18 protein-coding genes are annotated in these 21,084 nt (G+C 66.3%); 8 read left to right on the plus strand and 10 right to left on the minus strand.

Features of this window, described 5'->3' with window-relative positions:
• Positions 1-280 precede the first annotated feature (280 nt).
• Genes RSO01_RS39655 through RSO01_RS39675 form a run of 5 tightly spaced genes read right to left on the minus strand, consistent with a single transcriptional unit; the run spans position 281 to position 4,744 of the window.
• A complete protein-coding gene (locus RSO01_RS39655) occupies positions 281-1,027 on the minus strand; it encodes an ABC transporter ATP-binding protein (protein ID WP_147156136.1) in 747 nt (248 codons plus the stop codon).
• Complete coding sequence (locus tag RSO01_RS39660; protein ID WP_147156120.1) at positions 1,024-1,857, minus strand: branched-chain amino acid ABC transporter permease; 834 nt, start codon at positions 1,855-1,857, stop codon at positions 1,024-1,026. The genes RSO01_RS39655 and RSO01_RS39660 overlap by 4 nt, the downstream gene beginning before the upstream one ends.
• A gap of 6 nt (positions 1,858-1,863) precedes the next feature.
• Positions 1,864-2,727, minus strand: coding sequence for a branched-chain amino acid ABC transporter permease (locus RSO01_RS39665; RefSeq protein ID WP_147156121.1), 864 nt, complete (start codon positions 2,725-2,727; stop codon positions 1,864-1,866).
• Positions 2,728-2,751: 24 nt separating this feature from the next.
• Positions 2,752-3,897 carry an ABC transporter substrate-binding protein gene (locus tag RSO01_RS39670; RefSeq protein WP_147156122.1) on the minus strand — a complete coding sequence of 382 codons (1,146 nt, stop codon included), beginning with the start codon at positions 3,895-3,897 and terminating at the stop codon, positions 2,752-2,754.
• A 10-nt stretch (positions 3,898-3,907) separates the two neighbouring features.
• A complete protein-coding gene (locus RSO01_RS39675) occupies positions 3,908-4,744 on the minus strand; it encodes a phosphate/phosphite/phosphonate ABC transporter substrate-binding protein (RefSeq protein WP_147156123.1) in 837 nt (278 codons plus the stop codon).
• Between the two features lie 211 nt (positions 4,745-4,955).
• On the opposite strand from RSO01_RS39675, the gene RSO01_RS39680 reads away from it, so the two are divergent.
• The 7 genes from RSO01_RS39680 to RSO01_RS39710 all read left to right on the plus strand — a co-directional run bounded on the left by RSO01_RS39680 (position 4,956) and on the right by RSO01_RS39710 (position 14,672).
• Positions 4,956-6,473 (plus strand): ABC transporter substrate-binding protein, encoded by a 1,518-nt coding sequence (locus tag RSO01_RS39680; protein ID WP_170303715.1) that lies wholly within the window; start codon positions 4,956-4,958, stop codon positions 6,471-6,473.
• Positions 6,474-6,480: 7 nt separating this feature from the next.
• Positions 6,481-7,422, plus strand: a complete 942-nt coding sequence (locus tag RSO01_RS39685; RefSeq protein ID WP_147156125.1) for an ABC transporter permease — start codon at positions 6,481-6,483, stop codon at positions 7,420-7,422.
• Positions 7,422-8,231 (plus strand): ABC transporter permease, encoded by an 810-nt coding sequence (locus RSO01_RS39690; RefSeq protein WP_147156126.1) that lies wholly within the window; start codon positions 7,422-7,424, stop codon positions 8,229-8,231. The genes RSO01_RS39685 and RSO01_RS39690 overlap by 1 nt, the downstream gene beginning before the upstream one ends.
• Positions 8,232-8,332: 101 nt before the next feature.
• A complete protein-coding gene (locus tag RSO01_RS39695; protein WP_281291606.1) occupies positions 8,333-10,192 on the plus strand; it encodes a LysR substrate-binding domain-containing protein in 1,860 nt (619 codons plus the stop codon).
• A gap of 58 nt (positions 10,193-10,250) precedes the next feature.
• Complete coding sequence (locus RSO01_RS39700) at positions 10,251-11,552, plus strand: NtaA/DmoA family FMN-dependent monooxygenase (protein WP_147156128.1); 1,302 nt, start codon at positions 10,251-10,253, stop codon at positions 11,550-11,552.
• Between the two features lie 8 nt (positions 11,553-11,560).
• Positions 11,561-12,976, plus strand: a complete 1,416-nt coding sequence (locus RSO01_RS39705) for a UbiD family decarboxylase (protein ID WP_246159119.1) — start codon at positions 11,561-11,563, stop codon at positions 12,974-12,976.
• Between the two features lie 10 nt (positions 12,977-12,986).
• Positions 12,987-14,672, plus strand: coding sequence for a tetratricopeptide repeat protein (locus RSO01_RS39710; RefSeq protein ID WP_147156129.1), 1,686 nt, complete (start codon positions 12,987-12,989; stop codon positions 14,670-14,672).
• A gap of 255 nt (positions 14,673-14,927) precedes the next feature.
• Here the strand turns inward: RSO01_RS39710 and RSO01_RS39715 are convergent, their stop codons facing one another.
• The 5 genes from RSO01_RS39715 to RSO01_RS39735 form a co-directional block, all read right to left on the minus strand.
• The gene (locus tag RSO01_RS39715) at positions 14,928-15,341 is read right to left on the minus strand and encodes a hypothetical protein (protein ID WP_147156130.1); all 414 of its coding nucleotides are present in this window, start codon (positions 15,339-15,341) and stop codon (positions 14,928-14,930) included.
• A 127-nt stretch (positions 15,342-15,468) separates the two neighbouring features.
• Positions 15,469-17,607, minus strand: a complete 2,139-nt coding sequence (locus tag RSO01_RS39720; RefSeq protein WP_147156131.1) for a xanthine dehydrogenase family protein molybdopterin-binding subunit — start codon at positions 17,605-17,607, stop codon at positions 15,469-15,471.
• Between the two features lies 1 nt (position 17,608).
• Positions 17,609-18,088 (minus strand): (2Fe-2S)-binding protein, encoded by a 480-nt coding sequence (locus RSO01_RS39725; protein ID WP_147156132.1) that lies wholly within the window; start codon positions 18,086-18,088, stop codon positions 17,609-17,611.
• 35 nt (positions 18,089-18,123) lie between these two features.
• Complete coding sequence (locus tag RSO01_RS39730; protein WP_147156133.1) at positions 18,124-18,705, minus strand: hypothetical protein; 582 nt, start codon at positions 18,703-18,705, stop codon at positions 18,124-18,126.
• A 726-nt stretch (positions 18,706-19,431) separates the two neighbouring features.
• Positions 19,432-19,944 carry a hypothetical protein gene (locus tag RSO01_RS39735; protein WP_147156134.1) on the minus strand — a complete coding sequence of 171 codons (513 nt, stop codon included), beginning with the start codon at positions 19,942-19,944 and terminating at the stop codon, positions 19,432-19,434.
• 104 nt (positions 19,945-20,048) lie between these two features.
• Between RSO01_RS39735 and RSO01_RS39740 the strand changes: the two genes are divergently transcribed.
• Entirely contained in the window at positions 20,049-20,903 is an 855-nt protein-coding gene (locus RSO01_RS39740) for an LLM class F420-dependent oxidoreductase (RefSeq protein WP_147156135.1), read from the plus strand.
• The last annotated feature ends 181 nt before the right edge of the window (positions 20,904-21,084 follow it).

Consider the following 21,084-nt stretch of genomic DNA (forward strand, 5'->3'; position numbering starts at 1 on the left):
ATCCCGAGCGAAGCTCGAAGGGCGGTGAGGTCGGGGTGATTCAACGACTTCGCCGGTGTTTGTGGGTCTAGCGGAATCTAGCGGAAATTGACGCCGACCTGCGGTCGGGCCGAGGAACGCGCCTGTCGTAGCTGTCCCTTTCCAGGGGACATCGTCCGGCCGCCGCCAGGGCGCAAAGGAGCAGAGGCGTCAACGGCTTGCGGGGATTTCTGGAGAGACGTGACGAACACGATCCTGTTTGCCGCTCAGCCCGTCATAACCATTGTGCAGAGCTACTAGGTTAGACGACGCCGGTATAGGCCTGTCGCACGTCGGCCCGGGCCATCACCTCCTGGGGCGTGCCGTGCGCCATCACCTTGCCGGCATCGAGGACGACGAGCCGGTCGGCCACGCGCAGCACCTCACCGAGATTGTGCTCGACCAGCAGGACGGTAATGCCCTGCCCGGGCAATGTCCGGATCAGGTCGGCCATGGTCGTGGCCTCGGCGCTGCTGAGACCGGCCAGTGGCTCATCGAGCAGCAGCAGCCTGGGATCGAGCGCGATCGCACGCGCCACCTCGAGCCGCTTGCGCTGGCCGAGCGGCAGCGCCCGTGGTGATTGTTCGGCCTGCGCTGCCAGGCCGAACCGGTCGAGGATCGTGCGCGCCTTGTCGCGCGCCGCCACCCGCGAGCGGCTGGTGATGGCGCGCCATGGATTCGCGGTCCGGTCGTGGCCGGCCGCCAGCATCACGTTCTCGATGGTGCGGAAGCCGTAGAACGGCCGGACGATCTGGTGGGTGAAGCCGAGGCCGCGCCGCACGCGCGCGTGGGCCGGCAGAGCCGTCACGTCATGGTCGTCGAAGAAGACACGGCCGCGATCGGGCCGCAGGAGGCCGGCCACCATGCGCAACGCCGTCGTCTTGCCCGCACCGTTGGGTCCGATCAACGCCAGGAACTCGCCGCGCTCGACGGTGAAGCTCACGCCGCTGGCAGCGGCCACCCCGCCAAAGCTGACATGCAGGTCGTCGATGCGGGCGAGCGCGCTCATGCCGGCTTCCGCTTCACCAGACCCGCGAGGCCGCCCGGGCTGAAGCGCATCACCAGCATCAGCATCGCGCCGAAGATCAGCAGCCGATAGTCCGCCGCCGCGCGCGACACCTCGGGCAGGAGCGTCAGCGCGATCGTGGCGGCAAAGACGCCCCAGACCGATCCGGTGCCGCCGATCACGACCATGGTGAGGATGGCGATCGACTGCACGAAGTCGAACGTGTCGGGCAGGATGATGCGGGCGAAGTAGACGTAAAGCCCGCCAGCCAGTCCGGCGAGCGCGGTGCCGATGCCGAAGGCGGTGAGCTTGTAGGTCGAGACGTTGACGCCGACGGTGCGCGCGGCGTCCTCGTCGTCGGCCACGGCATCGAAGGTGAAGCCCATCCAGCTTTGCTTGATCCAAAGGCTGAATCCCAGGACGGCCATGGCAAAGCCCGCGATGAGCAGCGCATAGGTCACGGCGTCGAGGCCGGAGCCGGGAATGCCGGAAATGCCGAGCTCGCCGCCCAGCCATTTCTGCTTGCGCACGAAGCCCAGGAAGACGAAGCCGATGCCCATCGTCGTCACGGCCAGGAAGTCGTGGCGCACGCGAAGCGACGTGAGCCCCACCACGATCCCGATCGCGCCCGCCATCGCCATCCCCGCCAGCAGGGTGAGCGGCAGCGGCGCGCCCAGTTTGGCGAGATAGGCGGCGGTGTAGGCGCCCAGGCCATAGAAGGCGGCGTGGCCCAGGCTCACCTGGCCGCAGAAGCCGGTGATGATGTTGAGACTGAGCGCCAGGATCAGGTTGATGCCGATGACGCTGATCAGGCTTGCGATGTAGGCGCTCATCCGTCGCTACCCGCGCCCCAGGAGGCCCTGCGGGCGCACCATCAGTACCACGATCAGGAACAGGAAGCCGATCGCGTCGCGGTCGAAGATGTCGGCGAGGTAGATCGCGCCGAACGCCTCGACCACGCCCAGCACGAGGCTGGCGATCAATGTGCCGCGCACGCTGCCCAGCCCGCCCAGCACGATGATGGCGAGCGCCTTGTAGCTGACCGCGCCGCCCATCGTCGGCTCGACATAGTTGTTGAGCAGACCGACGAGACCGCCTGCGATCCCGGCGAGTGCGGAGCCGAACAGGAAATTGACGTAGCGCACCCGCACCGGATCGACGCCGAAGCTGGTCGCCATCTGCGGATCGGTGACGGTGGCGCGCCAGCCGATGCCCGCCCGCGTCAGGCCGGCGAACAGCCCGAAGCCGACCAGCAGGACGACCGACATGATCACCATGGCGATCTCGACATAGGTCAGGCTGATGCCGGCGAGACTGACGTTGGCGACGTACCAGGGGTTGGTGTCGAACGCGATGCCATAGGCGCCAAAGATCAGCCGGAAGCCCTCCTGCATCACGATGAACAGGCCGATCGAGACGACCATCGGCACGAACGCCGCGTGATGCAGGATCGGCTGGTAGGCCAGCCGATAGATCGCCGTCCCCGCAACCGCACTCACCGCCGTCGCGACCAGGAAGCCGAGCGCCAGGCTGCCGGTCGCGTTGGCGACGGTGACCGTCATGTAGGCGCCGAGCGCGAAGACGCCGGCATGCGCGATGTGCAGGATACGCAGCAGGCCGTAGACCAAGGTCAGGCCCACGGCCATCATCGCGTACATGCAGCCGTAGACCAGCCCTTTGACGATCAGCTCGACGAAGAGCATCGCGATCCTGCTGCCGGCGGCCTCTTACTTCGGCGGGGCCAGGATCGCCTGGTCGTCGATGACGGTTACGCCGACGAACTGGCCGCCCTTCACTTGGGTCACCTCGAGCGGCGAATAGAGCTCGCCGACCGAATTGAAGTAACCGAGCGGACCGGTGAGCATCGCGAAGTCCTTGGTCGCGGCCAGCGCGTCGCGAATCTTGGCGGGGTCGGTGCTGCCTGCGCGCTTGATGGCGTCGGCCATCAGCATGACCGCGGAATAGCAGTTGGCCGACACCGCCTCGGCATCATAGCCGGCGCGCTTCTTGAACTCGGCCAGGTAGGGCTGGAAATCGGCCGGATCCTTGCGGCCGCGATCCATGCCACCGACGATGTAGATGCCCTCGGCCGCATCCTTGGCGATCTCGATCAGCTTCATGGAATCGAAGGCCTGGGCCGCCACGATCGGCTGCTTGAGGCCGCCGGCGCGAACCTGGGCCACCAGCGGGCCGCCGACAAAGTAGTAGCCGATGGCATAGATGACGTCGGGATTGTCGTTCTTGACCGACGCGACAATCGGCCCGAACTGCCGCTCGCCCAGGCCGAACGTGTATTCCTTGACGAGGGTGAGGCCGAGCTTCTGCGCCTCCTCCTTGAAGCCCTCGGCGATCGACTGGCCGAAGTCGTTGTTCATGGTCAGCATCGCGACCTTCACCTTGCCGAACTTGTCGGCAATGAACTTCGCGGCGCCCTTGCCTTGCGGCTGGCCGAGCTGCACGCCGCGGAAGGCCCAGTTGCCCTCCTTGGTGATGTCGGGATGCACGCCATAGGCCGAGATGTACGGGATGCGGGCCTGCTGGAACACGGCGGCCGCCGCGCGAGTCGGACCGGAATAGCTGCCGGAGATCGCCGCCACGACCTTGTCCTGACCGATGAGCTTGTTGGCGATCGGCACCGATTGGTCGGGCTTGTTCTGATCGTCGTAGATCACCAGCTCGATCTTCTGGCCGAGCACGCCGCCCTTCTCGTTGATCCAGTCACGCGCGATCTCGGCGCCGATGGTCGAGGACTTGCCGTCGGCCGCGGCCGGACCGGACTGCGGTGCGTGGAAGCCGATCTTGATCTGAGCCGAGGCGCTGCCGGCGAGCAGCACAGCTGCCGCCAGAGTCGCGGCGATAAGGCCTTTCTTCATGATGTTCCCCTCAAACCCCCGTCATCAATTCTGCCGCGAACAGCGGATGCGCCGTCTTCGCCAAAGGATGGCGACGCCAGAACGCCTGCATGGCCAGAAACCTTTTCTTCAAATCATCATAGGCCGCGGGCTCAGGCCGGGCAAAGCGATCGAGCAGGAGCTGGTCCATGAGCGCGGCCGTCAACTTGTTCTCGCGTGCCGCGAGGAAAGCCCCCGTCACCGCAGCCGGCGCCGGGCCGGAGGAGACCAGCAACGGGACGGCGGTCGGCTCGGTACGCAGGATGGTCCTCGTCCGTGTCGTCAGTTCCGGCGCGTATTTCGACAGAAGCGCGAAGGCATAGGAGTCGAGCGGCGCCACCTCGGCCTTGCCCTCGATCACGGCGGTCAGGGCGCCCATCGGCGTGAAGCGTGGTTCGATGATCTCGCGATACAGCGGCGTGCTGCTGGCATACGGCATCAGCGCATGCAGCAGGGCCGTATAGCCCGATTGGGATTCGGGCGTCGTCAAGGCGAGGCGATGGCCGAAGGTTTGCTCGATCGTCCGGAACGGACTGTCGGCACGGACGACGACGTCGCTCCAATAGCAGGCGCGGCCACCATATTCGGTTGGCGACGGCACGGGAGCAACAACCAGCTCCGGCTGCGGCGTCGCCAGGCTGTAGGGCAGGCCGCACATGAAGACCGCCGCCTTGTCAGGCCGCTGCCAGAGCTCGGAGATGGGCGCCGGCGGCGCGTGATCGACGATTTCTATGGCCGCGCCGGTGTCCGCGAGGATGGCGCCGAGCAGGCTGCGCCACAGCGCTGCGACGGGCGGCGTGACGGAATACATGCGCGCATTGGCGATCATCGGTCCTCGATATAGGCAGATCGGACCCGCCTTCACAACGACACGTATTTTTATGGGCCCATCCGGCTTCAACTATTGGCCCGGTCTTTGCGACGCCTTCTAGCGTTCGGTCCTCACCCTTCGCACGAAAGCGGCATCCATGAAGAGACGGACTTTCCTCCAGGCCGCATCCCTGGCCACCGGAGCACTGCCTTTTCTGGGCGGTTCCTCCGTGGCCCAGAAGAAGGCCGCCAAGACGCTGAAGATCATCCACAACGGCAATCTCGCCTCGCTCGACCCGATCTGGACGACCGCGCCGCCGACCAAGGACTACGCCTTCCTGGTCTTCGATCAGCTGCTGGCCGTCGATTCCAATTACGTGCCGCATCCCCAGATGGCCGAAGGCTGGACCTTCGAGGAAGACGGCCGGACCTTCGTGCTCGGGTTGCGCGAGGGGCTGAAGTTCCACGACGGCGAGCCGGTGCGATCGGCGGATTGCATCGCCTCGATCCAGCGCTGGGCTGCGCGCGACGGCTTCGGGCAGCTGGCGATGCGCTTCATCGACGGTCTGGAGGCGATCGACGACCGCAAATTCCGCATCAAGCTCAAGAAGCCCTTCCCTCTCCTGCCAGCGGCGCTCGGCAAGAGCAACTCGTCGCAATGCTTCATCATGCCCGAGCGCATGGCGAAGGTGGATCCGATGAAGCAGGTGACGGAGACGATCGGCTCGGGCCCCTACCGCTTCCTGAAGGAAGAGTTCGTCTCCGGCGCCAAGGCGGCGTGGGCGAAGTTCGACGACTACATCCCGCGCAAGGAGCCGGTCGACAGCATCTCGGGCGGGCGCATCCCCGCAGTCGATCGCATCGAATGGGCCTTCATCAGCGATCCGTCGACGGCGATGGCGGCGCTGATTGCCGGCGAGCAGGACTATTGGGATGCGCCGACGCTCGACCTCGTGCCGGTCATGAAGGCCGATCCTAACATCGTGGTCTCGCCGCGCAATCCGACCGGCTCGTACTACATGCTGCAGCTCAACCACACGCAGCCGCCGTTCAACAATCCCAAGGTCCGCCAGGCATTGGCCATGGCCATCGACCAGACCCAGTTCCTGAAGAGCGCGGTCTCCGATCCCACGCTGCTCAAGGCCTGCTACGGCTACTACGGCAGCGACTCGCCCTATTCGAGCGAGGACGGGGCCGAGATCCTCAAGACCAGGAGCCTCGACAAGGCGAAGGCCGCGCTCAAGGAGGCGGGCTATGCCGGCGAGAAGGTCGTCATCCTGGGCGTCATGGAGAATCCCACCCTGGCGGCGATGGCCCAGGTCGCCGAGGACCTGATGCGCCGCATGGGGATGAACGTGCAGCTGGTGGCCATGGACTTCGCCACCATGGCGCAGCGGCGCACCAGCAAGGAGCCGACCGACAAGGGCGGCTGGAGCATGTTCGTCACGGTCTGGACCGGCTCCGACATCGTCAATCCCGGCGTTCACCAGATGCTGCGTGCCGGCGGACCGACGGCCTGGTTCGGCTGGCCGAACGATCCCGAGATGGAGGCCTTGCGCGATCAATGGGCCAACGCGGCGACCCCGGAGGAGCAAAGGAAGCTGGCGATCGCGCTGCAGGTGCAGGCCTTCAAGACGCTGCCCTACATCCCGCTCGGCTCCCTCGTCTCGCTGGTCGCGTATCGCAAGAACCTGACGGGCGTCTTCCCTTCCCCGGTGGCGGCTTACTGGAACATCGGCAAGGGCTGACGCGCTGATGCTGGCCTACACGGTTCGGCGTCTGCTGACGGCTGTGCCTGTGATGGGGGTGGTGGCGCTCGTCGTCTTCAGCCTGCTGTACCTCACGCCCGGCGACCCCGCCCAGGTGCTCGCGGGCGACACCGCCACGCCCGAGCAGATCGCCAAGATCCGCACCTCGCTCGGCCTCGACGAGGAGGCGCATCTGCGCTTCGCCCGCTGGCTCTGGCATGTCGTGCAGGGCGATCTCGGAGTCTCGATCTTCAGCGGCGAGCCGGTGACGCACATGATCGGCCAGCGCCTGCAGCCCACCTTCTCGCTGCTGTTGCTCGCCGTCGTCATATCGGTCGGCCTCGGCGTTCCGTTCGGCGTGGCGGCCGCGGCGCGGCCCGACAGCTGGCGCGATCGGGCACTGACGGTCTTCACGACGCTGGGTTTCTCGTTGCCGGCCTTCATCGCCGGCTACGCCCTCGCCTTCCTCTTCGCCACGACGCTGAAGTGGCTTCCCGTGCAGGGCTTCACGCCGCTCTCCGACGGGCCTGCGCTCTGGTTGCGCAATCTGATCCTTCCGGCCGTGACGCTGAGTCTTGTCTATGGGGCGATCATCGCCCGGGTGACGCGCGCCTCCATGCTGGACGTCCTGTCGGAGGACTACATTCGCACCGCCCGCGCCAAGGGCGTTGCACCGCGCATCATCCTGTTCCGCCACGCCTTGAAAAACGCCGCCGTGCCGGTCATCACCATCATCGGTATCGGCGTGGCGACCCTGATCGGCTCGGCCGTGATCACCGAGAACGTGTTCGCCATCCCGGGCATCGGCCGCCTCACGGTCGATGCCATCCTGCATCGCGACTATCCGGTCATCCAGGGCGTGGTCCTGATGTTGAGCGCCGCCTACGTGCTGGTGAATGTGGCCGTCGACCTCAGCTACACGCTGCTCGATCCGAGGATCCGCTACTGATGCGCCGCACGAATATCTGGATCGGCGGTGCTCTCCTGGCCGTCATGGGCGCAATCGCCCTGCTCTCACCCTACCTGGCGCAAGCCGATCCGCGCGCGCTCTCGCCGGCCAGCCGCCTGCTGCCGCCTTCGGCGACCCATTGGTTCGGCACCGACCAGCTCGGCCGCGATCTCTTCGCCCGCGTGCTGTGGGGCGCTCGTGTTTCGCTTCTTGTCGGCGTCTCGGTGGCCATCCTGTCGGCGCTGGTCGGCACCGCGGTCGGCATGCTTTCTGCCTCGAGCCGGGGACTGGATGCGGTCGTCATGCGGGTGATGGACGGCGTGATGTCGATTCCGGCGATCCTGCTGGCCATCGCGCTGATGGCGGTTGCCGGCGCCTCGGTGGTGAACGTGATCGCGGCAGTCACGCTCGTCGAGATACCGCGCGTGGCGCGCCTCGTGCGCGGCGTCTTGCTGTCGTTGCGCGAGCAGCCCTATGTCGAGGCCGCCGTCACCGTCGGCACTTCACAGCCGATGATCATGATCCGGCATATGCTGCCGGGAGTCGTGCCCCCGCTGATCGTGCAGGCGACCTTCATCTGGGCGACCGCCATGATCCTCGAAGCCGCCCTGTCCTTCATCGGGGCGGGCACGCCGCCCAGCACGCCGAGTTGGGGCAACCTGCTGGCCGATGCCCGGGCGCTTTGGCAGATCCGGCCGACATTGGTCTTCTTTCCCGCAGTGTTCCTGTTCGTCACTCTTCTCTCGGTCAATATGTTGGGCGATGGCCTGCGGGACATACTCGATCCACGTCAAAGGCCCGAGGGCTGACCGCGCCGGAGCAGGAACTTTCTGCTTGGCCACGATTTTGCAAGGGGGTTTTCCATGGCCTCCACTACCCCCTTCGAGGCGAGCCGGAATATCGTCGGTCGGTGATTACATTCACTCAGATCGAGACGTTTTTGACGCTCGTCGAGGAGGGCGGGGTCGCCCGCGCCGCCGAGCGGCTGGGAGTCGGCCGCTCGACGGTGAGCGCCCATGCCAAGATCATCGCTGACGAGATCGGCCATCACCACTTTCGCCGCCAGCAGGGCGGGCAGATCGGCACCGACGCCGGCCTGGCGGCCTATGGCCAGCTGCGGGTCCTGCTCCTGCAAGCGACGTTCGCGTTCGAGCACTTCCGCAGCGCCAATCCCCGGACGGCAAGCTTCACGACCGTGCGCGTGCCGTTCGGGTTTCCAGCCTCCATGTTCGACCGCGTGCTCGAGCGCGCGACGCGGCGGCTCACCGGTGTCTGCCTGCTCCCCGACTACGCGCAGACATCTGACGGCGACGCGCTGGGCTTTTCCTTTCTGCCTTGGAGTGCCGGCACGGGTCTGGTCGCCGACCGCTGGCTGTTGATCCGACAGCGCCCGCCGGATTGCGCCAGCGGCCGGCCGGTCACGCTGGCTGGGCTTGCCGGTGTTCGCCTTTATGCGCCGCGCCTTCCGGCCGCGCTTCGGCCATGCCTTGCCGCGCTTGCGGAAGAGGCGAACATCCCGCTCGATGCGGCCGAATACTCCTTGCCCGAGGTACTGGTCGAGATCGGCAAGTCGCCCAAGGCAGTCGGCATCCTTCCGGCCAGCCTGTTCAATCCAGCGCTGCTCGACGCCGGCCTGGATGTCGTCGCCCTGGAAAGCACCCATCTGGGTCCGGCCATCCGTGTTGCGAGCGGCGAACATCCCGGCATTGCCGACCTGCTGCGCCAGGAACTCGAGGCGATCCTGCGCGAGCAACTTGCCTGCCCTGGCGCACGCTTGCCGCAGATCCGCCAGCCGGCCCCCCTGCCGCTGAAATACTGCCGCTCCTTCCTCGCCCTCTACGAGGAGGCCAATGTCGGGCGCGCCGCGGAGCGGTTGTCCATCGTGCAGCCCGCCCTCACGGTTCAGCTGCATCGCATCGAACAGGAAGCAGGGTGCAGGCTGTTCGCGCGGTCCCATCACGGTCTCTCTGCCAACGAACGCGCCGATGCCCTGTATGGGCTGTTGCGGCCGCTGGTCGCGAGCTTCGCGACGACCCTTCGGCACCTGCGCGCCTCGGCCGACAAGAGCGCCGCCCCGATCCGCATCGGCTTGATGCCCGCGCTCGACGACGAGAGCCTGATGAGCCAGGGATTCGCGATTGCGCTCGATCGCTGGTCCCGCCGCCACGCCGGCGACGTGCCACAGGTCATGGAAGGTTATTCCGGCACTCTCGTCCGGTGGCTGCAGAACGGGGCGGTCGATTTCGCGCTGGTCGACCGGATGTTCGCCGATCCCGATCTCCTGCTCGAGCCGATCGTCGAGGACAAGATGGCGGTGGTGATTGCCGTCGGCTCCGATCTGCTGCCGCCCGGCCCGGTGGCGCTGAAGCGGCTGGCCGACCTGCCGCTCGTCCTCCCGTCCAACCGGCATGGGCTGCGCACACTGCTGGCGCAAAGCCTGCACAAGGCCGGGCTCACACTGCAACCGCGCCTCGAAGTCGATTCCATGGCCGGCTGCCTGAACATGGTGAAGATCGGCCGCTACGCCACCCTGCTGCCGCACGGCTCCGTGGCCCAGAGCTGCCATCGGCGCGGCGTCAGCGTGCACGAGATCGTCGAGCCGCAGATCGTGCGCATCATCAGCCTCGCCCGTCTGCGCGCCAAAGCCTGCCGCTTGGCGGAAGCGGAGTTCCTCGACGAACTGCGGCTCGCCTTTGCAGCACCACCGAACCCGCCCGCCCTCGCCGCGACTTCCAGGGATTTTTATGGCCCGGCTCGCCAGTTTACATGAGCCACGCCACAAGCAGCGCCGGCACAGTAGCGTCTAGTCGTCATACAGCGGAGCTGCCATGAGCAAGTTTCATCTTGGCTGGTTTCTCGGCCCGGGCATCACGATCCAAGGCTGGAACGAGCCGGGCTTCGCAACGGGCTACGACTGGACGAAGCCCGACATCTTCGTCGACGCCGCCCGGGCCATGGAGCGCGCGTGCTTCGACGTATTCATCCTCGAGGATTCCTCGGCCGTTCCCTATGCCTACAAGAACAGCATGGACTTCTACCTCAAGCATGCTGTGATGACGCCGAAGTTCGACCCGGTGATGGTGACGCCGTACCTGATCGCGGCGACCAAGCATCTCGGCCTCGCGCCGACCCTCACCTCGACCTTCTATCCGCCGTGGCTGTTGGCGCGCTCGCTGTCCACGCTCGACCACTATTCGAACGGCCGCATCGCGTGGAATATCGTGACGGCGACCTCGGATGCCGCCGCCCAGAACTACGGCCTCGACAAGCAGATCGAGCACGATCTGCGCTACGACATGGCCGACGAGTTCGTCGAGTGCGTCAGCCAGTTGTGGGACGCCTGGGAACCGGATGCTGTCGTGATGGACGAGGCCAGCAACACCTTCATCGACCCCACGAAGGTCAAGGCGGTCAACTTCCAGGGCAAGTATTACAAGACCCGCGGGCCGCTGAACGTTCCCCGCTCGCCGCAAGGGCGGCCGGTCTTCATCGCACCGGGCGGCTCGCCGCGCGGCCGCAAGTTCGCCGGCCGCAACGCGGAGATCGTGCTCGCGGGCGGCGAGTCGATCGAGGACATGAAGGGTTATCGCGACGACGTGATGAACCACGCCAAGGCCCTCGGCCGCGACGCCAGCAAGATCAAGACGATGTTCACCTGCGTGCCGACCGTGGTGAAGAGCCCGGGCGACGTCGCCGACATGAAGGACCAGCTCGCCAAGCAGCGCGCCCATCATTTCGAGCGCGGGCTGGCGGCCATGTCGTTCCTGTCCGGCCTGGACTTCGCGCAGTTCGATCCGGACAAGCCGATGGGCGAGTTCACGACGAACGGCATGCAGACCCTGCTGCGCACCTTCAAGAATGCCGGTCCCGATGCCACGCTGCGCGACGTCGTGACCAAGCCCAACGGCCAGGGCTTCACCCATTTCGTCGGCACGGCCGACCAGATCGCCGGCCAGATGCAGGAGGCGATGCAGGAGATCGGCGGCGACGGTTTCCTGATCACCGGCCATCTCAAGCCGCGCTACATCAACTCGATCGTCGACGAACTCGTGCCCGCCCTGTGGAAGCGCCAGCTCACCCGGCGGGAGTACAGCCACGAGCATTTGCGCGATAACATCACGGCCTTCTAGACGGCCCGGTGGGCCGGGCGCGCCGGCACAGGGGCAACATGAGCAACGAACAGCAGTCGATCCGTCCCTTTCTCGAAGCCCTCGAAAGGAGCGGATCGCTGTTGCGCATCCCCAAGCCGGTCGATCCGGCGTTCGAGCTCTCCGCGTTCCTCTCGGCAGCCGATGCCGGCCCGGCATTGCTGTTCGAGAAGGTCGACGGATCGTCTCTGCGCGTTGCCGGGAACTTCCTGAGCAGCCGGGCCCGGATCGCCGACGCGCTGGGCATCGACGTTGCCGACATCGTACCGCGCATCCATCAGGCGATCCGCGCCCCGGTGAAGCCGGTGCAGGTCGCGAGCGGCCGCGCCCAGGATGTGGTCGTCACGGAAAACCCGCTGGCGGTGCTGCCGGTGCCCCGCTTCTTCGAGCGCGAGGCGCGGCACTACATCACCGCCGGCGTGATCCTGGCGCGCGATCCCCATACCGGGCGGGGCAACGCCTCGTTCGCGCGTTTTGCCATCCACGACGGCCGGACCGCCATGGTGGGCATTGCGCCGAACCACCATCTGGCCCTGTTTTCACGGCGTGCCGCCGAAGCCGGGAAAGCCCTGCAGATCGTCGTCGTCATCGGCACCCACCCGGCGATCCAACTGGCGGCGTGCCTCTATCTCGGTGTCGGCGACGACGAGATCGAATGCGCCGGCAGTCTGCTCGGCGCGCCCGTCCGCATGATCCCCGCCAAGACCGTCGATCTCCTGGTGCCGGCCGATGCCGAGATCGTTCTCGAAGGCGAGATCGATGCTCGCCAGCCGCTCGAGGAGGGCTTCGTCTCCGAATATCACGGCATGTACGAGAACTATGGGCCGGGCTTCCGCGCGACTTTCTCGGCGCTGACGCATGCCGGGGATGCCATCTACCAGGCGATCGAGCCCGGCTACCACCGCGAGCACGTCTATCTCGGCGCACTGCCGATCGCGGCGAGCCTGCGAAGCGCGATTGCGGCTGTCGTCCCGAACGTGCGCGACGTCGCGGTCACCGAAGCCGGCGCGGGCCGCACCGACATCGTGGTCCAGCTCGCGGCGCCGCGACCCGGCCAGGCACGGCGCGCGATCTTCGCCGCTTTCGCCGCGGTCAGCCTGGTGAAACGCGTCACGGTGGTCGATGCCGATATCGACCCGTGGGACGCCGTCGCGGTCGACTGGGCCCGCGTCAATCGCATGAAGCTCGAGCGCGACCTGCTGCTCGTGCCGCATGCCGGCACCGACCGCTCCGAGGCGATGGAAGACGGCGGCCTCGTGACCAAGGCCGGGTTCGATGCCACCGCCAAGACCGGAGACCGTGCCGAAGGGATCGAGCGTGCACTCCCACCCCCGGCGCAGCGAGAGGCCGCACGAACCTGGCTGATGAACAATTTGCCCTCGGAGAAACGCCGCTGGCTGAAGTAGGCTCTTAGCCATGGACCGTTTCAATCTCGGCGCTCATACCCGAAAGATCCGGACCTCGTCGGCCGAGGCGCAGCGCTGGTTCGATCTCGGCTTGAACTGGTGCTTCGGCTTCAACCAGGAAGAGGGCGTGAAGTGCTTTCGCAAGGCACTCGAGTTCGATCCCGAATGCGTCATGGCGCATTGGGGCATCGCCTATGGCTCGGGCCCCTTCTACAACCTGCCCTGGCGCGACTTCGGCAAGGCCGAAGCCGATCGCTTCAGCAAGGTCGCCTTTGACCATCTTCAGATCGCGCTCGAGCTCAGCCGGGGCCGCGAAGATGTCGAGCGCCATCTCGTCGAGGCGCTGACCAGGCGCTTCCAGCAGCCGCACGGCGTCAGCCCGGAGGAGTTCGACCACTGGGATGACGACTATGCTGCCGGGATGCGCCGCGTCCACAACGCCTTCCCCGACGATCAGGACGTCATGGCGCTGTTGGTCGAGGCGCTCATCACGCGCACGCCACGGCGCCTATGGGACGTGAAGACAGGCCTTCCTGCGCGCAATGCCGATACGCTGGAAGCCGCCAACCTCTGCGCGCGCTCGATAGCGCTGACCGACGCGGCGGGCCAGCGCCCGCATCTCGCGATCCTTCACCTGCACATTCACCTGATGGAGATGTCGAACCATCCGGAGCAGGCGATGCGTTCGGCCGATCTGCTGTCGACGCTGGCGCCGGACGCGGGGCATCTCAATCACATGCCCAGCCACATCTATGTGCTGTGCGGCGACTACGAGAAGGCCAGGATCGTGAGCGAGCAGGCGATCCGGTCCGATGACATGTATGCGGACTATGCGGGGTCGCGCAATTTCTACGTCACCGCACGCGGCCACGACCTGCATCTGATGATGCATACCTGCATGTTCCTGGGACAGTACACGCCGGCATTGGCCGCGGCCGAGAAGATCCGGGCGATCATGACGGAGGACATCCTCACCATGAAGGATCGTCCCAAGCTCATGATGATGACGGAAGCCTACTACGGCATGAAAATGCATGTGCTGGTCCGATTCGGGCGCTGGCGCGAGATCATCGCGGAGCCGCCGTTGGGCGATCCGGCGGTCTATTGCGTCTCGTACCCCATGCACCACTACGCGCGCGGCATTGCCTTCGCCACGCTCAAGGACGAAGCGGCCGCCGACCGCGAACGTCTGCTGTTCCGGGAAACGGTGGCTCGCATGCCGGCAGACCGCCGGTTCCTGAGCAATTTCGCGCGCGCGACATTGGGCGTCGGCGAAGCCATGCTCGACGGCGAGGTCGAGTACCACAGGGGCAACTACGAACAGGCCTTTGCGCATCTTCGCGAGGCGGTGCACCGCGACGACAACCTCAACTACACCGAGCCGTGGGCCTGGATGCATCCGCCGCGCCACGCTCTGGCCGCGCTCCTGATGGAGCAGGGTCACTATGCAGAGGCCGAAGCCGTCTACCGGGACGATCTCGGCTTGAGCGGGCGTGTCCAGCGCTGCACCCAGCATCCCAACAATGTCTGGTCGCTTCACGGCCTGGTCGAATGCCTGCAGCGGCGCGGCGAGACGGAGGAACTGCCGGCTTTCGAAGCGAAGCTTGCTGCGGCTTTGGCGAAGGTCGACGTTCCGATCAATTCATCGTGCATGTGCAGAACCCGGGTCTCTCAGCCCAAAGAGTGCTGCTCATAAGAAGGACGGGCGACGGGCGGAGCCTGATTGATGGAAATGGTGCCCATGGGCGGCATCCCGACCTGGGCCCCTATTGGTAGGCTGCCTTGATCGTCCGGGTGAGTTCTTCGTTCAGCTCATCGGTTGGCTTCCCGGCCTCGCCAGCACCAGGCTTGGTCGGTGGTGCGACGGGATCGGTCATCGTCCGCACGCCGGGCATCATGAGCAACCGTCGGCCAGCCTTCACTCGCGCGCCTGCTTTTGATTTCCTGGCCATCAGCCCGCTCGAACGTCCTGGTCTTCCAGGATCTCCAGTATCTCCAGATCGCGGATCGGTACCCAGGTCGTGCCGTCAGGCCAGTACGACGGGCACTGCATCATGGGCTGTGCCCCGTGCGATCCTATATCGGCCGTGCCGACATGCCGGAAGATGTCCTCCCTGCCGATGAAGCGCTCGAGGCCTGGCGCCAGCGCGTCGCTCTGCGTCGGACGGAAGATGGCACGCACGCGGTCGAGGTACTGGACCGCTTTGTGGTCGATCAGCGACGGTCGGTCGGCGCTGTCCGTGGGCCCGCTCGCCTCGGTCGGCCCGTCCGGGTCCGTCATGGAGGGCACGCCCGGCACGCTGATCGTGCGCCGGCCGACCCGCACGCGGTCGCCAGCCTTCCGAGAGAGTCCGTTCCAACGCATGCGTCCATCCTGCCACGGGACGTCGATCGGAGGTAGCGACGTCGCTTCCGGGTTAACTACGAAATGGAACGCAAAAGCGGCCTTTCAAGGTGACGCGAGCGGGGCGTCAGGCATGCCCAGCCTCCGGTCATGCGTCGTTGATCGCCGCCAACATTCGCTCGCGCGTCAACGGCAGATCGCGCACGCGCACGCCGATCGCGTCGAACACTGCGTTGGCGATCGCCGCCGCGACCGGACCGGCTACCGCCTCGCCGACGCCGAGCGAAGGCTCGTCCGGTCGGTCGATAATGGAGACCTCGACCGGAGGCGCCTCGCTGAAGCGCAGGATCGGATAGTCGTCCCAGGTCCGCGTGGTGATGCGGGTCCGGTCGAATCGCACCTGTTCCTTCAGGACCCAGCTGACAGCCTGCACGATACCGCCCTCGACCTGGTTCCTCACGCCGTCCGGGTTGATCGTGCGACCGCAATCCACGGCCGCCACCGCGCGTACCACGTTGATCGTCGCGCCGGCCTCGACCTCGACCACCACCGCGGCGTAGGCGGCTTCATTGCTGTAGCGCGCGAAGCCGAGGCCCATGCCGCGCGACCCGTCGCCCCCCGACCCGTCGTGTCGCGAGCGCGAAGCGAGCCCCGACCGCTCGCGCGCCGCCTTGATCACGGCAATCGCCCGCTCGTCGCTAAGGTGATTCAGACGCAGTTCGACCGGGTCGACGCCGGCGGCGTGCGCCAGCTCGTCCATGAAGCACTCGATCGCGTAGGTATTCAGGAACCCGCCGATCGCCCGCAGGGTGCCGGTGCGCACCGGCAACCGCTCCAGCGCGTTCAGCACGACCCGCTGGTTCGGGAAGTCGTAGATCGGCACCGCGTTGCGCTCGCTGGTCGGCTGGATTCCCGGCAAGGCGTCGATGCCGGGCGGCTGGGCGAACGGCTGGTCGAGGTGCCACGCCGCCAGCAGGGACGGGCTTTCCTGCAGCCCGGGCCGGGCGATGTGTGGATTGCTCCAGAGCTCATGGCGCCAGTCGACGATGCGGCCGGCGTCGTCGACCGCGCCCTCCATGGCAACGACCATCGCCGGCCCGAAAGGCGACCAGGCTAGCTCGTCCTCGTGCGACCATTGCAGCCGCACAGGGTGGCCCTCCACCGCGCGGGCGAGCAGCACGGCGTCGAGCGCCGCGTCGTCGGCCGCGTTGTGGCCGTAGCATCCGGCGCCCTGCACATGGCGAACGGTGATCGTGTCGGGCGCGACGCCGAGCGTCTTCGCGATGTCCAGCCGGGTCGGGTGGATCGACTGGCTCTGGCACCACACCTCGATCGCGCCGGATTGCACCCGCGCCACCGCGCAGGCCGGCCCGATCGACGCGTGGGCCAGGAATGGCCGCGAATAGCTGGCGCTCACGGCGTGCGCGCCGGCCTGCTTTGGCACGCCTTTCTCGCTCAGGATCTTCGCCTTCGATGGCCGGGATCGCAGGAAGGCGGGTATGGCATCGACGTCCGGCAGGTCCTCGGCTTCATGCCATACGGCGCCCTTGGCCAGCGCCGCCGCCGCGGCGACGGCTTGCTCCTCGCGCGCGGCGACGACGCCGAGGAAGCGTCCGTCGCGCACCACAGCCCGCACGCCCGGCATCGTCTCGATCCGCTTGCCGTCGAAGGCGTCAAGCACCGCGCGATAGGAGGGCGGGCGTACGACACGGCCGTGCAGCATGCCCGGCAGCTCGAGGTCGTGCACGTAGACGCCGGCGCCCGCCACCTTGTCCGGCAGGTCGAGCCGCGGCAACGACTTGCCGACCAAGGTCAGCTGATCGGCACGCTTCGGCGCCACGCGCCCATCGGCGTCCCTGGAGAGATCGACCTCGGCACTCAGCTCCCAATAGGTCGCGCTCTCGTTGCTCGCCTTGCGATGGATAGTGCCGTCGCGCACGAACAGCTCGTCGACGCCCGCGTTGAGCCGGCGCGCCGCGGCCTGCAGGAAGGCGTCGCGGACCTCGGCGCAGGCCTGGCGAAGCGCGCCCCCGCCGTCCATGGTCGACCGGCTGCCGGCGGTGACGCCCTCGTTCGGGCTGCGGCCGGTATCGGCCGGGATCATGCGGATGCGGGCGTAGTCGACGTCGAGCTCTTCCGCCGCGATCTGCGCCAGGGCGGAGGTGATGCCCTGGCCGATCTCGACCTTGCCGGTGCGGACCTCGACCACGCCGTCGGTCCTCATTTCGACCCATCGGTCGAGCCGGCTGTTGCGGGTTAGGCCTGGGGGAAGCGGATCGGTCGTCATCTCACTCGCCCCTCTTGCTGATCATCTCGCTGGCGCGTCGTATCGCGCGCAGGATGCGATCGTAGGCGCCGCACCGGCACAGATGGATGTCGAGCTCGGAACGGATCTCGGCCTCCGTCGGCGACGGATTGCGGCCGAGCAGTGCCGCGGCGCCCATGACGACGCCGGTCAGGCAGTAGCCGCACTGGCCCGCCTGCTCATCGACGAAGGCCTGCTGCAGCGGATGCGTCCCCGCCTTGCCGCCCAGCCCCTCGATCGTGGTGATCTCCCGGCCCTGTGCCGCCGATACCGGGGTGTTGCAGGATTGGATGCCGCGCCCGTCCAGCAGCACCGTGCAGCATCCGCACACGCCGGCGCCGCAACCGAACCGGGTGCCCTTGAGCTTCAGGTCGTTGCGCAGGACGTAGATGAGCGGCGTGCCCGGGTCTGCCGTGACGACGCTGCGCGCGCCGTTGATGTTGAGCTCGATGGACTGAGTCAAGCGCGGTCTCCCCTCACGCCGAGCTTGGCGCGGCGTCAGACACCCAAAGGGGCGTCTTGACCGACGACCTGCTTGTAAAGCGCACGAACCTCGTCCGACACCCGATGTGTATCTTCCTTCAGGTTGCGCGGCGTGATCGCAATGAAGGCGATCTCCCAGTTGTCCGGCTTGGGAACGCCGACCTTCGGCACGAAGGCGTGCGGCGCGCCGGGCGCGTTGTGGAAATGGCTGCCGCCAACCACCGGCTCCAGCACCGGTTTGCCACTCTCGTCGAGAGAGAAGCCTTCCGCCTCGCCCACGACATACATCGGGAACTGGTCGGTGCGGCTGGCGATGTGTGTGTGAAGCTCGACTTTCGGCAGGAACACTGCCGCGACGCCGCGGCCGTGCCGGTTCTGGCCGAGACGCCACGGGCCGGGTCCGCTGAGATCCGGCGCGGCGGCGGACAGGTGATATTCAGGGCGGGCTAGAATGGCGCGCAGCGCTTCCTTGGGGTTGAATCCGGCACCGGCCGCGGCGCGCGCCTTGCTGAAGTCCGTGTAGACGGACCTCATCCATTGAAGCTCGTCGTCGGCCAGTTCGTGGTCGAGTACCGGGAGAGCCGCGCCATCGGGCATGAAAGGCTCCTCTGCCTTGTTATCCGACATTCCCCGGATGACCCACGGAACGTCGCAAACGCTAGCATTCCGCCGGGTTACGGGGAAGCCATGGTCAGCAGACACAGTTTTTCTCGTCTCGCATCTCATCGGGATACGCGCGCCGGGTTGAGGCGTGGGATCGCGTTCGCTGCGCCTCTCTGGAAGTTCCTGCAAGCGGTTGATGCGCCAGCTCCTTCGGGCACCGCCCAACGCCGGACGCTGTCGCATGAATCGCGACAGCAACGACAATGCGCGCGTCCCTCTGCGCGGTGAAATGACTTTGCGGCATTATCGGCATTTCCGCCGATACTTTCGTAGTGGTGCTCTGAAGCTGACCCACTATCGATGGGGCTTGCCGGCGAATTGGTTTTCACTCGGCCGGAGAGGCCGGCCGGGCGCGATGGGTATCGGATAAACGATGCAAAGAGCAGAGCCGCCGGTAGGCGAGCGCAGGGTTTATATAACTTGGGTGATTAAGAGAGTCAACTATGGTTCTAATTTTTGCGTCCCATAAGGGGCTTAACGGCGCAAAATTGTTCGGGGTCGAGCATCGGTGCAAGCAGTGCTGGCAACCCGTCGGCCCCCTGAAGCTTGCAGAGGCCTACGGCCTCCCCCGCGCTTCGCGCTACCTCGCGGAGTTCCTGATCTGGCTGTCACGCAGCGCGAAAGCTGCCTTCTTATTGGCTTGCTCCTCCGTCGCTTCGGTCAACGCCCCGGGCGCGTAGATCGGTCACGCGCCGCGACCCGAGTGATCGTCTCGCGCAGCTGCGCGACCTGAGCAGGAGCGATCGGTGCCGAGATCACGACCTTCCGGCCATCGGTGGTCACCAGCATAAGGCTGTCGAGCACGGCTTCGATCGGCCGCGCCGCGCTCACCCGCTGGATCTCGGCACGGTCGAGTTCGTTCCACGCAATGCGCGTGGTTTGCAGGCACCGACTGTAGAGAATGCCTTCGTCGTTCAGTTCCAACCGCGGGCAAGCTCGCACAAGCTGCAGGAGGGCCAGGACCGTGAAGACGAGGCCGATGCCACAGACCATCCACCCGACCTGCGACGGCAGCACACCGCGGCGGAATGGACCTGCTCCTCCCACCAGGCTGCCGCCCTGATCGAAGATCATCATGATCCCAATCCCCATCAGCACGATACCGACGGCGAGGACGATCAGCTTGTTGCGCGCCCTCCCGGTGAAAACAATTGGAAGCGAGTCGTCTGGCAAACCAATGTCCCCCTGTCGTAGAGCCCTGCGTTTCGAGCGGGGCGGGTTGCGCGGCGCCGGCTTCCGCCTCAGGCTGATCACCGGAAACTCAAGAGGATCGCCTCATGAAATTCGGCGCGTCGATGTTCTTCACCGACTATTCGATGGGGCCGGCGGAGCTCGCGGTTGCGCTCGAGGAGCGCGGCTTCGACATCGTCTGGGCGCCCGAGCATTCGCACATCCCGACATCGCGCAAGTCGAGCTTCATTCTGGGGAGCGAGCTGCCCAAGCGCTACTACGACGTCATGGACCCGTTTGTGACGCTGACCGCTGCCGCGATGGCGACCAGGACGTTGAAGGTCGGAACCGGCGTCTGTCTTGTCGCCCAGCGGGATCCGATCCAGACCGCCAAGCTGGTCGCGTCGATCGACCAGGTCTCCGGCGGGCGCTTCGTCTTCGGGGTGGGAAATGGCTGGAACGAGGACGAGATGGCGAACCATGGGACCGCCTTCGCCACGCGCCACAAGCGCGCGAGGGAGAACATCGAGGCCATGAAGGAAATCTGGACCAAGTCGAAGGCCGAATATCACGGAGAGTTCGTGAATTTCGAGCCGATGATGGCCTGGCCCAAGCCCGTGCAGAAGCCGTACCCCCCGATCCTGGTGGGCGGGGCATTTCCCTACTCGGCGCGGCGCGCCATCCGCTATGGCGATGGCTGGATGCCGCAGGTGACGGAAAGAAACCCGACGCCGCTGATCGAGCTCATTCCCAAGTTCCGGCAGATGTGCGCCGAAGCCAATCGCGACCCGGACAAGATGGACATCTCGATCGGTGGCCAGTCGCTCGACGCCGATCTGGCGAAGCGCTACCGCGACGCCGGCGTCAACCGCGTCTCCACCAGCCTGCCATCGGAAAAGGCGGACACGATCTTGCCCATCCTGGACGAATGGGTGGCGGTGATGCGGGCGGTCAACAGCTAACCGAGCTTCTCCAACGTCGAGCACCTTCTGGTGGCGCGGGTCTGGCACATGTAGCGGCGGTGGCGCTCGGCGCGAGTGGAGCAATCGACACCCGCCGGAGCTGTTGGCAAGAGGACCGGGCTCCGCCTATGGTTTGCCCCATTGAATCTTATCGGAGGAACGATCCAGATGACCTACTCCC

Source organism: Reyranella soli, assembly GCF_007992495.1.
GTDB lineage: Bacteria > Pseudomonadota > Alphaproteobacteria > Reyranellales > Reyranellaceae > Reyranella > Reyranella soli.